The organism is Microvirga sp. BSC39 (assembly GCF_000739015.1).
In the GTDB taxonomy this organism is placed as follows: domain Bacteria; phylum Pseudomonadota; class Alphaproteobacteria; order Rhizobiales; family Beijerinckiaceae; genus Microvirga.
Genome location: NZ_JPUG01000078.1, coordinates 219,854 through 232,940, shown reverse-complemented (window position 1 = coordinate 232,940; position 13,087 = coordinate 219,854). Strand labels below are relative to the sequence as shown.

10 protein-coding genes are annotated in these 13,087 nt (G+C 64.2%); 1 reads left to right on the top strand and 9 read right to left on the bottom strand.

All coding sequences use genetic code 11. From position 1 onward, the window contains the following. Window positions 1-19: 19 nt before the first annotated feature. From MA07_RS25160 to MA07_RS25140, 5 genes are all read right to left on the bottom strand, one after another. On the bottom strand, window positions 20-1,828 hold the full coding sequence (locus MA07_RS25160; RefSeq protein ID WP_036358635.1) for a glycoside hydrolase family 15 protein: 1,809 nt from the start codon (window positions 1,826-1,828) through the stop codon (window positions 20-22). A 1-nt stretch (window position 1,829) separates the two neighbouring features. Further along, on the bottom strand, window positions 1,830-2,582 hold the full coding sequence (gene otsB, locus MA07_RS25155; protein WP_036358632.1) for a trehalose-phosphatase: 753 nt from the start codon (window positions 2,580-2,582) through the stop codon (window positions 1,830-1,832). 22 nt (window positions 2,583-2,604) lie between these two features. Then, window positions 2,605-4,839, bottom strand: coding sequence for a trehalose-6-phosphate synthase (locus MA07_RS25150; protein ID WP_036358629.1), 2,235 nt, complete (start codon window positions 4,837-4,839; stop codon window positions 2,605-2,607). 245 nt (window positions 4,840-5,084) lie between these two features. After that, window positions 5,085-6,410 (bottom strand): HlyD family type I secretion periplasmic adaptor subunit, encoded by a 1,326-nt coding sequence (locus MA07_RS25145; protein ID WP_036358627.1) that lies wholly within the window; start codon window positions 6,408-6,410, stop codon window positions 5,085-5,087. Then, complete coding sequence (locus MA07_RS25140) at window positions 6,411-8,180, bottom strand: type I secretion system permease/ATPase (protein WP_036358624.1); 1,770 nt, start codon at window positions 8,178-8,180, stop codon at window positions 6,411-6,413. A 406-nt stretch (window positions 8,181-8,586) separates the two neighbouring features. Here MA07_RS25140 and MA07_RS25135 point away from each other — a divergent pair, with 406 nt between their 5' ends. Further along, window positions 8,587-9,444, top strand: a complete 858-nt coding sequence (locus MA07_RS25135) for a hypothetical protein (protein ID WP_052003514.1) — start codon at window positions 8,587-8,589, stop codon at window positions 9,442-9,444. Here the strand turns inward: MA07_RS25135 and MA07_RS30315 are convergent. The 4 genes from MA07_RS30315 to MA07_RS25120 form a co-directional block, all read right to left on the bottom strand. Beyond that, complete coding sequence (locus MA07_RS30315; protein ID WP_160195496.1) at window positions 9,435-9,575, bottom strand: hypothetical protein; 141 nt, start codon at window positions 9,573-9,575, stop codon at window positions 9,435-9,437. The genes MA07_RS25135 and MA07_RS30315 overlap by 10 nt on opposite strands. After that, a complete protein-coding gene (gene cydB, locus MA07_RS25130) occupies window positions 9,575-10,624 on the bottom strand; it encodes a cytochrome d ubiquinol oxidase subunit II (RefSeq protein WP_036358621.1) in 1,050 nt (349 codons plus the stop codon). The genes MA07_RS30315 and cydB overlap by 1 nt, the downstream gene beginning before the upstream one ends. An 11-nt stretch (window positions 10,625-10,635) precedes the next feature. Then, complete coding sequence (locus MA07_RS25125; RefSeq protein ID WP_036358618.1) at window positions 10,636-12,072, bottom strand: cytochrome ubiquinol oxidase subunit I; 1,437 nt, start codon at window positions 12,070-12,072, stop codon at window positions 10,636-10,638. 72 nt (window positions 12,073-12,144) lie between these two features. After that, a complete protein-coding gene (locus MA07_RS25120; protein ID WP_036358615.1) occupies window positions 12,145-13,023 on the bottom strand; it encodes an MBL fold metallo-hydrolase in 879 nt (292 codons plus the stop codon). Window positions 13,024-13,087 lie beyond the last annotated feature (64 nt).

Here is a 13,087-nt window from a genome sequence, read left to right as displayed (position 1 = left end):
TGACGCCCGATCATTACGATCAGAACGCCTCCTCCCAGCTCCGGCTCAAGCGCACCGCCGAGTTGATGAGACCGACCATCGAATAGGTCTGGGGGAAATTGCCCCACAGTTCCCCGGTGGTGAAATCCGCATCCTCGGAGAAGAGGCCGAAGGAATTGCGCAGGCTCAGGATGTGCTCGAACAATTCCTTCGCCTCCTCCTTGCGCCCGATGGCGTTCAGGGCATCCACGTACCAGAAGCCGCAGATCATGAAAGCCGTGTGCATGAGCCCGAAATCGTCTTCCACATCATAACGCAGAAGGAGGTCGCCCCGTCGCAACTTCGTCCCGACGGCCTCCACGGTGGCGATGAAGCGCGGATCGTCCGCCTTCACGAAGTCGAGTTCCGCCAGGAGCAGGAGCGTGGCGTCGAGGTCCGCACCGTCGAAGGACGACACGAAAGTGCCCGTGTCGGCGTTGTAGGCGCGCTCGTCGATGACCCGGTGCATGTGCTCGGCGTTCTCGCGCCAGAAGACGGCCCGGTCCTCGCGACCCATGGCCTCGGCGATCTTGATGAGCCGGTCGCAGGCCGCCCAGCACATCACGCTCGGAAAGGTATGCACGGCCGCCTTGGTGCGCAGCTCCCAGGGGCCGGCGTCGGGCTTGTCGAACACCTCGATAGCCCTGTGGCCGAGCTTTTCCAGATGCTCGAACAGGGCCTGGTTGCCGGTGCGGATCAGGCGCTTGTCGAGGAAGGCGTGAACGGAGGCGAGCACGACGCTGCCATAGGCATCGTTCTGGATCTGCGTGTAGGCCGCGTTGCCGACGCGCACCGGCCCCATGCCGCGATATCCCGCCAGCGCCGTCGCCTCCCGCTCCTCGAGATCGGGCGAGCGGGTGATGCTGAAGAGCGGCGGCATGTCCTTCTGGTTCGGATCGGCATCCATGTCGTCGACGATGTTGGTGATATAGGTGAGGTATTCCTCCATCGTCTTCGTGGTGCCGAGCCGGTTGAGGGCCTGGATCACGAAATAGGCGTCGCGCAGCCAGCAATAGCGATAATCCCAGTTGCGCTGCGTATGGGGCGCCTCCGGCACCGAGGTGGTGAGCGCCGCCACGATGGCGCCCGTCTCCTCGAAGTTGCAAAGCTTGAGGGTGATGGCGGCGCGGATCACCGCCTCCTGCCAGTCGAACGGGACGGAAAGCGAGCGCACCCAGTCGCGCCAGAAATCGACCGTGCTGTCGAGGAAGGCGCGGGCCGTGGTGTCGGCCTCCGAGCGCAGGGGCTCGTCCTCGCCGAAGAAGAACGACATGGGCCGGTCCACCACGAAGAAGCGCTCATCCTGGACATAGGAGATCGACGCGTCGGTGGTCAGGCGAAGCGACGAGTCGGGGCCGACGAAGCGCAGGTGATTGCTGCCGCGGGTCAGTCCGGGCGGATGCTCGCCCCATTCGAAATGAGGGCGCAGCCGGACGCGGATGCGCGGGCGTCCTTTCACAGGGGTAACCCGGCGGATCAGCATGGGTGGGCGGAAGGTGCGGTCGAAATGCTTGAAGCGCGGCGCAAAGTCCGTGACCTCGACGATGTTGCCGTGGGAATCCGTCATGCGCGACACGAGAACCGCGGTGTTCTGGAGATAGCGCTGCTCGCAGCTCACCAGGCCGGCCATGTCGATGGCGAAGACGCCCTTCTGGTCCGCATCGCTCCGTCCTTCCGGACAATCGAGCAGGGCCGAAAAGACGGGGTCGCCATCGAAGCGCGGAAAGCAGCTCCAGACGATCTGCGCGCGGCGATCGACCAGGGCCGAGATCATGCAATTGCCGATGACGGCAAGATCCAACGAACTCATATCAACAATCATCCTCGTTGAAAGGAAGAGAACCCTCAGTTGCCCATGCGGACAGGCAGCGGCGCAGGTCAGCGGGCGTTCCAAGGCGCATCTTGGCGATGGTTTCGCCGCCCCCGATGCGCACGGACAGGCCGCCATGGGCGTTCACGGTCTTGAAGCCGTTCTCGTCGGTCAGATCGTCGCCGATGAAGATCGGGCGCCGCCCCTTGTACGGAGCTTCGTGAAGAAACCGCTCGATCACCTTGCCCTTCCCTGCCGCCGAGGGCAGGATTTCTGCCACAGCTTTCCCGTGTTGAACACGATAATCCGCACCCAGCGCTTCGACGGCGGCGCGCGCGGTGGCCAGCGCGAAGTCCTTCTCGTGCGGGGCCAGCCGCCAATGGATGGCCACCGAGCAGCCCTTGTCCTCGATCAGGACGCCTTCCTTATCCGCAACGATCGTGCTCAAGCGTTCGACCATCTCGCGCAAGGCCGGATGCTCGTCCGGATCGCACATGGAGAGCCGCCCGGCGATACGCTGCTCAAGCCCGTGAAGCCCGGCGATGTCGAACGCGTGCGGAACGAAATGCCCGTCCAGAAAGGCAATCGGGCGCCCGCTGATGATGGCGAGCGCACCGCCGAGCCGGTTCTGCAGATCCGTGAGCACCTTGGGCAAGGCCGGATCGACCGCAACCGCGTCGGGACGCTCGACGATGTCGACGAGGGTCCCGTCGAAATCCAGGAACAGCGCGAAATTTTCGTTTGTCTTGGCCATGACCTTCTGTCCTGCGGAAACATTACGCATTGGCTACCGCCTGCCTGCGCCCCCTGGCGATCAGTCGCCTGATCCGCTGTTGCTTGCGCAAGCGCGACGCCGCGAGCAGCATCTGCCCGGCCCAGCGATAAACGTTGCGTTCCTTGACCTGATCACGCATCAGCCGCATCCGCTCGCGCTGCTCGGGTTGCGCCATGGTCAGCGCGCGGTTGATGGTCTGTCCCATGGCGTGCGCATTATACGGGTTCACGATCAGCGCTTCGGAGAGTTCGCGGGAGGCTCCCGCAAAGGCCGAGAGGATGAGCACACCCTGCTCGTCGTCGCGGGCCGCCACGAATTCCTTGGCCACGAGGTTCATGCCATCGTGCAGGCTCGACACGATGCAGAGATCCGCCGCGCGAAAGAGTTCGAAAACCTCATTGGGCTCGTGATGGCGGATGAGCAGCTTGATCGGCTCGTACCCATTGCCGCCATGGCGTTCGTTGATGTCGCGGGCGAGCGCCTCCGCCTCTTCCTGCAACAGGCGGTAGTTCGTCAGCTTGCTGCGGGTCGGCGCCGCGACCTGAACGAAGGCGAAGTTGCCGTGCCACTCGGGATGCTCCGTCAGCAGCGCGTCGATGGCCTGCATGCGGTCGATGATCCCTTTGGTATAGTCGAACCGCTCGATACCGACGCCGAGGCGCATGTCCGGCGGCAGGCCGAGGCGCTCGCGCACGATGCGGCGGCACTCCTCCACCGGCTTCTGGCCTTCCATGGCGGTCGGAGGCCACTCGATGGAGATTGGATAGGGGCGGATCAGGGTCTCCTCGCCGCCGAAGAACACCGAATCCCTCTCCCGGTCGATGCGGCTTTCCACATAGGAATCGACCGAGTCCAGGAAGTTGTTGCAGTGGGCCTGGGTGTGGAAGCCGAGGATCGACGAGCCGAGCAGACCATCGATGATCTCCTCGCGCCATGGGCAGATGCCGAAGGTCTCGGCATTGGGCCAGGGAATATGCCAGAAGGTCACGATGGTGGCCTGGGGCAGCCGGTCCCGGATCAAGCGCGGCAACAGGGCGAAATGATAATCCTGCACCAGAATGATTGGATCCTCGCGCTTGGCCTCCGCCACGATGGCCTCGGCGAATTTCTCGTTCACCGAGCGGTAGAGCTGCCAGTCCGCCTCTCGGAAGATCGGCCGCACGAAGGCAATGTGGCAGAGCGGCCAGAGGCCCTCATTGGCAGCCCCATAGTAATAGCCATCCTGCTCCTCCTCCGTCAGCCAGACCCGGCGCAGGGTATAGGACGGGTGATTCGGTGGGACGGGCACCCGGTCGTTGGCGTCCACCGTCTCCCGGTCCGCCGTGCCGCTGCCATGGGCCACCCAGGTGCCGCCGCAGGCGCGCACCACCGGCTCCAGGGCCGACACGAGGCCGCTTGCGGGGATCTGAAGGGAGATCTCCCCTGCCTCGGTGCGATTGTGGATATAGGGCTCGCGGTTCGACACCACGATGACCTCGGAGCCTGACAGCTCGTTGGCGAGCGCCGCCCGCAATGTATCCGGGCTCCAATCCGTGTGCGCGGCATCAATGGTCCGCCGGGAGGCCTCCAGTTCCTGGAGCACGTCGCGGATTTCCTTGCCGAGGGGGATGATGTTCTCCTCGGCGGCCGGTTGCGCATTGCCCGCGCGGGCGTTCTCCAGCGCCTGCCGGATGGAGGCGAGCCATCGCCGCATGATCAGGGCGGCGATCATGGCCGCGAGGGCCGCCGCGCCGAAAGCGACGCCGGCAAGGGCCAGGAAGAGATAGTTTCTCGCCTCCCCGCCGCGCTGATCGGCATAGCTCAGATCGTGCAGGACCACGAGATGGCCCGAGCGTCCGCCGGCGCTCAGGGGAAAGGAGCTGACCAGAACGTTGTGATCCTGGTTCCTGACTGTGGAGAAGCTCTCCGCATCGGAGCGGGCGGCCTCCGCGCAGGAGAAGGACTTGGGCATGTTGACTGTGGGGTAGCGCAACTCCTGTCCGTCGCAATAGCCGATGGCCAGGACGCGCTCGTCGGAGGCGATTCGCTCGAACAGGCCAGCCACCTGCTGGGCATCGTTGCGGGCAAGAAGGCCGGTGACCTGATCACGGACGGAGTTGAACACAAGGCGGGATCGCAGCTCGACATCGCGGCGCGACCATTGTTCCACGAAGGATGTCGCAAAGGGCAGCACCGCCAGGATGACGATGGCCGCAACCAGCAATGCGATGCCGCCAAAGCGGAAGATGATCCTCAAAACACTCAGTTCCTCAAGAAACCTGCACCATCGTCGAAGGAGGAGGCCTGGCCTCAAAGCGAGCCTTCGACATTTGCCTTCGACGGAGAGCCACGGGGATGCGGCCTTCGCCCCCTGTTATGGGTTCTCGGACGGAACTTTCCAGACTTGGGCGGAGCTTGAGACAGGCTCAGCCCGGACTTGCAACAAAAAACGCGGCCGGACTGGTGGGTCCGGCCGCGCTTGATCACGTCATGACAGGACGATCAGTGCTCGCGGAAAGCGCGGGCGATCTGCTCCTGCATGGGCTTGAAGAAGTACTGCAGCGGGGTGCGCTGGTTCACCTCGACGAAGACTTCCGCCTGCATGCCGGCAATGAGGTGCACGTTTTCAAGCTTCTTGACCTCATCCTGGGGCAGGTCGACCCGGATGGTATAGAAGGTCATGCCGGTCTGCTGGTCCTTGGTCACGTCCGCCGAGATCCGGCTGACCTTGCCATGCAGTTCCGGCGTGTTGCGGGCGTTAGACGCATGGACGCGAACATTGGCCTTCTGGCCGATCTTCACCTGGTCGATCTCGTTCGGCAGAACCCGGGCTTCGAGCTCGAGCTTGTCGTTGACCGGCACGATGTTCATCACCGGCTCGGCAGGCGAGATCACGCCCCCGATGGTGTGAACGTTGAGCTGGTGGACGAAGCCGTCGCTCGGCGCGCGGATGTCGATGCGCTTGAGCTGGTCTTCGGCGGCCACGCGCCGCTCGGTGTATTCCGCGACCTTACCCTGGATCTCGCGCAATTCCTGAACAGCCTCGGCCAGCATCTGCTCGTCGATCTGGATGATCTGGAACTCGGTTTCGGCGATGCGGCTCTCAGCCTGGGCCACGGCAGCGATGAGCTGGCCGCGCTGGCCTTCGATGCTGGCGGCGTCCCGCTCGAGGGCGTTGAGGCGCGTGATCGGAACCAGGTTTTTCTGGTAGAGGTCCCGGACGCCCTTCAGCTCGTCCACGATCAGCTCGGCCTCGCGGGTCTTGGCGTTCTGCTGCGCCTTCAATCCCACGATTTCGTCCCGGGACTGGGTGATCCGCTTCTTGAGCTGATCCTTCTGCGCCTCTCGCGAGGCGCGGCGCGCGGTGAACAGGGTCTTCTCGGACGACATGATCTTCTGAACGGCCGGGTCGTTGAGCCGGTTGGCGAACTCGACCGGCATCGCGACTTCGGACGCGCCGTCGCGTTCGGCTTCCAGGCGGGCCTGGCGGCCGAGATACTCGTCGAGCTGCTTGGAGACGACCTGCAGGTTGGCGCGGGTCACCGTCTCGTCGAGGCGGACCAGAAGATCGCCCTGGGAGACCCGGTCGCCTTCCTTGACCTTCAGCTCGCCGACGATGCCGCCGGTGGAGTGCTGGACCTTCTTGACGCTGGTATCGACCACGAACTGACCGCCCGCCACGACGGCGCCGGAGAGCGTCGAGGTTGCCGCCCACAGGCCGATGGTGCCGCCGAACAGGGCGATCATGGCGATGCCGCCGATGGTGGACTGGCGCAGGATCCGCTGGTGGGTGGAGGGTTTCTTTTCGGGAGCTTGAATGACCAACATTTAACCAACCTCTCGCAGGTTAGCAGCCTGGGCGGCCGGCGCCTGCTGCGGGCGCACCGGTGCCGGCGCCGCATTGCGTTTCATGACGGATTGCAGGACCTCGTCGCGTGGGCCCACGGCCTTGATCCGGCCCTCTTCCATGATGGCGACCTGATCGACCTGACCGAGCGCGGCCGGGCGGTGCGTGATGACGACCACGATGCCGCCGCGCTTGCGCACCGACAGGATGGCCTGGTTCAGGGCCTCGTCGCCGGCCCCATCGAGGCTGGCATTCGGCTCGTCGAGCACGACCAGGAACGGGTTGCCGTAGAGGGCACGGGCGAGCGCCACACGCTGGCGCTGGCCGCCCGAGAGCGACGCGCCGCTTTCGCCGATGCGGGTGTCGTAGCCGTCGGGCAGGTTGAGGATGAGCTCATGGGCGCCAGCCGTCTGTGCCGCCGCGATGACGTCGTCCGGCTTGGCATCGGGCTGGAAGCGGGAGATGTTCTCGGCGATGGTGCCTTCGAACAGCTCCACGTCCTGCGGCAGGTAACCGATGTGACGGCCGAGCGGATCGGCCTCCCACTGGTCGAGAGCCGCACCGTCCAGGCGGATCTCGCCGCGCAGGGTCGGCCACACGCCGACGAGGGCACGGGCGAGCGTCGACTTGCCGGATGCGCTGGGGCCGATGAGGCCGAGGCCCTGACCAGCCTGGAGCTGGAGGGTGGCGGCCTGCACGATGGGCAGCGAGGCGCCGGGCGCGCTGACATAGACCTCGTCCACCAGCAGGGTCGACTTGGGTGCGGGCAGCGGCATGCGCTGGCCCTGGGCCGGCACGATCGACATGATGTGCGCAAGGCGGCGATAGGCCTGGCGGGAGGCGGTGAAGCCCTTCCAGTGCGCCACGGCGATTTCGATGGGCGCCAGAGCGCGGGACATCAGGATCGAGCCGGCGATCATCAGGCCACCCGACATCTCGCCCTTGATCACGTAATAGGCGCCCAGACCCAGGACGGCCGACTGCAGGACCATGCGGAAGACCTTGGCGAAGGCGCTGATGCCGGCAGACGATTCGCTCGCCATCAGGCCGTCATTGACGTGGCGGACATGCACCTCGTCGTAGCGCTTGGCCAGGAAGCCCAGCATGCCGTTGGCGCGAATGGACTCGGCATTGCGGCGGCTGGTTTCGGCAATCGCATGCCGCTCGGCGCCGCTCTTGGTCACCTCGTAGGACGGGCCCTTGCTCTTGGCGTCCGTGTAGATGGTCAGGCCGATGATGATGACGCCGCCCACCACCGACAGGACGCCGATGCCCGGATGGATCATGAAGCAGCCGATGAGGAAGATCGGCATGAAGGGCATGTCGAACAGGGCCGTGGGACCGAGGCTCGAGAGGAAGCCGCGGATCGTGTCGAGATCGCGGATCGGCTGCATGCTCTCCGTCTGCTTGGCGCCCTTCAGCGGCATCGTGGCCACGAGGTCGAACACCCGGTGCGACAGGAGCTCGTCGAAGCGGGCGCCGATGCGCGCCAGCATCCGGCTGCGGATCATGTCGAGGCCGCCCGAGAGGGCAAAGGCCGCGAGCGTGATCAGGGAGAGGCCGATAAGGGTGGCGATGCTCTGGCTCGACAGCACCCGGTCATAGACCTGGAGCATGTAGATGGAGCCCGTCAGCGCCAGAAGGTTGACCACCGCCGAAAAGACGGCAACCCCCGTGAATGAGGGAAGGCAGGATTTCAGAGCGTCCTGGACCTCTGTGCTTTCTTCCCGATTTCTGGATGCCTGCTTCATGTCTTCTTTCCATCAGCGCACGCGTCACCGGCGCCAGCTTGATTGCAGTGCCGCTCAGCAAGGTTATTACCTAGCATAGCGGAGGCCATTTGGCGATGGCTGCCTTATCGGGGATTTTGGCCCCACAAGAGTATCTCTTCATAGTTAGGCCCAGGGGCCTGCGTTGCTCTTACTCTTATGGGTATTGAGATGCCCCTAAGGTGTCGCTTTCCGTTACGCCACCTGTTGTAACCCTATTATATGTAACTATGTCAATATAAATTTCTTAGTAGAAGTTTATCAATGTGCGCAAAGTTACCTTTCCTCTTTGTTTAGAGGGGGTTGCGATGCAGCCAAAAAACTTAACCATAACGCTTTGGTAAACATTCGTGGTTAATCGTCTGTGACCTGCAAATGAGGTCGCATTATGGACACCAACAAACGTCTTCAGGATCGCAGCCCAGCCAAGCCGGAGACCGGCGCGTCGTCCGACGGCGCTGTCCAGATCGTCTCTCCGGCAAGCGCTGCCCTGGCCGAGGCCGTCAATAGCGCGCGTGAGAGCGCCAAGCCCGTACCGCCGACTTCCGGCGCGAAGGCGGTCGATGCTGCGAGCCGCCGGTTTGTCCCTTCCCAGGTCATCGCCCAGGCGGCCATCGCCCTGCTGCTGGTCGGCGCCGGCTGGTCCGCCTCCTATCTGGGAACGCTCGCCAACCGCGACGCGATCGAAAAGCTGGAAGCCGAGACGGCCCGCAGCCAGGAGATCCTGGCCCGCCTGAGCAGCGACCTCGAGACACTCAAGAACACGGCCACGGCCTTCAGGGAGATCGAGCACACGTCGTCCACCGCGGCGAAGTCGGACCAGGCGAAACTCACCGACAAGGTCGAGCGGCTTGCGATCAGCCTTCAGGAGCCTGCCAAGAAGCTCTCCTCCCTCGAGGGGCGGCTGGATAGGATGGAAAGCCAGATCATGACCACCCTGGCGGCCCTGAACACGAAGCCTGCCGCACCGGCTGCTCCCGCCACACCCCCGGCACCTCCGGTCACCGAGGCCGCAGCCCGTGAGGAGGCGCCCGCGCCGAAGCCGGTCAAGAGCGAGCCGGTCGACGGCTGGGTGCTGCGCGAGGTCTATAACGGCGCAGCGCTCGTGGAGAGCCGCAACCGCCGTCTCTATGAGGTCATGCCGGGCGGAATCCTTCCCGGTGTCGGCAAGGTCGAGGCCATCGAGCGTCGCGGCGCCCGCTGGGTCGTGCTGACCGATAAGGGCTTCATCGGTACCTATCGGTAAACGTCAGCCACCAAGCCCCGCAGGCTGTAGACGAGCCCCGCGAAGATCGCGAGGCTCGCCACGTAGAGAAAGACGAACCAGAGCAGGCGCTTCCCGCGCCGCTCTCCAGACCGATGCGTATCGTCCCGCATCAGTGATACCCGTAGCCGCCGCCCGAGATCTCCTCCGCCACCTTGCCGCGGAAGACCCAATAGGCGTAGGCCGTATAGGCGAATGTGATGGGCATCACGATGGCGAAGCCCACCAGGGCGAAGAGTTGGGAACTGACCGTGTTGGCCGTGTCCCAGATCGTGAGGTTCGGCGGCACGTTGTAGGGAAAGAGGCTGATGCCCAGTCCCAGGTAGCCCAGCAGGAACAGGCCGATCGTCAGGAAGAACGGGCGGTAATGGCGCCCCTCCTCCAGATCGCGGAAGAGCCGGTAGGCCAGATAGGCCGTGACCAGGGGGATCGGCGCCAGGAATGCAATGTTGGGCCAGGAGAACCAGCGCGTCTCGATCTCGCGGCCGAGGAACGGCACCCACAGGGACACCGCCGCCATGCCCATGATGGTGAGAGCCAAGAACCGCACCGCCATGCGCCGCGCCCAGATCTCCAGTTCGCCGGTGGTCTTCATCACGCACCAGGTCGCACCGAGAAGGGCATAGCCGAAGATCAGGCTGATGCCCGTGAGCACGCTGAACGGCGTGAGGAAGTCGAAGGTGCCGCCGGTGAACTGGCGCCCATCATTGGCGAAGCCCTGCACGAAGGCGCCGAGCACCATGCCCTGGAAGAAGGTCGCGAGCAGGGAGCCGAAGAAGAAGGCGTTGTCCCACAGGAACTTCGAGCGGTCCGCCTTGAAGCGGAACTCGAACGCCACTCCGCGGAAGATGAGCGCGATGAGCATGAGGATGATCGGCACATAGAGCGCCGGCATTAGAACCGCATAGGCTACATGGAACACGGCGAAGAGCCCGCCGCCGCCGAGGATGAGCCAGGTCTCGTTGCCGTCCCAGATGGGCGCGACGGAAAACATCATGCGGTCGCGCCAGTTCTCGTTGTGAGCCGCCTTGAACAGGATGCCGACGCCGAGATCGAAGCCGTCGACGATCACGTACATGGCCACCGCGACCGCGATGAGGCCCGACCAGATCAGCGGCAGCCAGAAGGCCATTCCCTCGTATTCCGTTCCGAAACCGAACATGGTGCCGTCTCCTATCGCGCAGGCAGGGCTTTGTCGCCGGGCCGTCCTTCGATGCCTTCGTCCGGCACGGAGAACGGACGCTTCGGTTTCTTGCCGAGATCATCGCCGCGGATGTCCTCGATCGGATCGGGGCCGCGCCGCAGGAGCTTGGCGAGGTAGTAGGAGCCGAAGCCGAACACGAAGGCATAGACGACGACGAACGTCAGGAGCGACGCGGTGACCGCGCCGGCCGTGACGGGCGAGACCGCATCCGCCGTGCGCAGGTGTCCGTAGACCACCCAGGGCTGCCGGCCGATCTCGGCGGTGAACCAGCCGAAGAGCACCGCACCGAACCCCGACGGGGTCATGATCATGGCTGCGGTCAGGAAGGTTCTGTTGGTGAACAGCGTGCCCTTCCACCGCAGGTAAAGGCTCCACAGACCGATGCCCAGCATCGCAAAGCCGATGGCAACCATGATGCGGAAGGAGAAGAAGACAGGCCAGACCGGCGGGCGATCCTCGGGCGGCACTTCCTTCAACCCGGGAACCTCGCCGTCATAGGCATGGGTCAGGATCCAGCTGCCGATCTTCGGGATGCCGATCTCGTAATGGTTCGTCTCCGCCACCTCGTCGGGGATCGCAAAGAGCCGCAGGGGCATGTTGGACATGCGATCCCAGTTGCCTTCGATGGCGGCAAGCTTCGTCGGCTGATATTTCAGCACGCCGAGACCATGAAGATCGCCGATGATGATCTGGACCGGCACAAAGATCGTGGCAAACCACAGCGCCATGGACAGCGAACGCCGCGAGGCGGCGAGCTTTGACTCCGGCGCATCGTGCGGATGGCGCAACAGCATCCAGGCGGACATGCCAGCAACCGCGAAGGCCGTTGTCAGATAGCAGCCCATCACCATGTGGGTATAGCGTAAGGGGAAGGATGGATTGAACACCACCTTGAACCAGTCGACCGGAACCGCCTTGCCGTTTTCGATGGCAAAGCCGTCCGGCGTCTGCATCCAGGAATTGGCGGAGAGAATCCAGAACGCGGAAATGAGCGTGCCCAGGGCCACCATGCAGGTGGCGAAGAAGTGCAGGCGGTCGCCGACACGCTCCCAGCCGAACAGCATGATCCCGAGAAATGCCGCTTCCAGAAAGAACGCCGTGATGACCTCGTAGGCGATGACGGGCCCGAGAACGTTGCCCGTGAACTCGGAGAACCGCGACCAGTTCGTGCCGAACTGGTAGCTCATGACGATGCCGGACACGACGCCGAGGCCGAAGGAGACCGCGAAGACCTTCACCCAGAAGCGGAAGAGATTGCGGTAGAGGGGGTTGCCCGTGCGCAGCCAGTTGAATTCCAGCGCCGCGAGCCAGCTGGCGAGACCGATGGTGAAAGCCGGAAAGATGATATGGAAGGCAATCGTGAACGCGAACTGGATGCGCGAGAGCAGCAGGGCATCAAATTCCATATCCGCTTTCCCCTTGTCGACGTACCTGCCTGCTTTTAGGGCGGCGGCAGGCCGGGACCAGGGGTCGGACGGCTAGCGGACCCCCATTCCGGCCCCGTGGTCCGAGCGAAGCGGACGCCATCCGTTGCTCAGGCGCTGCAGGGCTTCGAGCTCCACGGGATCGTGGCTGCAGAAGATCTTCACGTTGCTGCGAGGATCGTTCGCCAGGTCCCGCAGGCGCTCCTGGTTGTGAAGGCGCAGCGGCCGGTTCTCTTCCATCAGCTTTTGGTAAGCCAGCAGCCCCGGCGTGCAGGACGGGTCCTCGTCCATCTCGTGCCGGTGAAAATAGGCGTCGCCCGCGTTCAGCAGCCACCCCTGGGGCGTGTCGATGGCGATGCCCGCATGGCCCATCGTGTGGCCCGGCAGGGGAATCATCAGGATCTCGGGCGGCAGGCCGTCGAGGTCGCGCACGGAGCCGAAGCCGAACCAGCGCTCACCTGTCCGGTCGTAGAATCGCCAGTCGCGAACGCCGTCCCATTGCTCCGGACGGTAGCGGCGCCGATGAATGAAGCCCTGCCGAACCTCGGCCTCCTCCAGTTCGGCGCGCAGCACGTGCACCGTCGCATCCGGAAAGTCCTCGAGGCCGCCCGCATGATCGAAGTCGAGATGCGTCAGCACGATGTGGCGCACATCGCGCGGAGAGAAGCCGAGGCTCCTCACCTGCTCGACAGCGGTGTAGCGGTGCTCCAGCTGAATGCGGTTCACGTGAACGAAAAGCGGGCTCAGGCGCTCGTAGGGATCCTCCACGTCACGGGCGCCGATCCCCGTGTCGACGAGTACGAGCCCGTTGCGATCCGTCTCGATCAGCTGGCAGTGGCAGACCAGATGCGCCGTCAGCCCGCGGCTCACCCCATCCCAGAGCCGTCCGCCCACCGGGCACATGCAGCCGCAATTGAGGTGATGGATGCGCATGGGAACCTCGCTGAAAGAAGGGACGAGGGCCTAACGCGGGGCTTGAGGAAAATGTTCGAGAGGC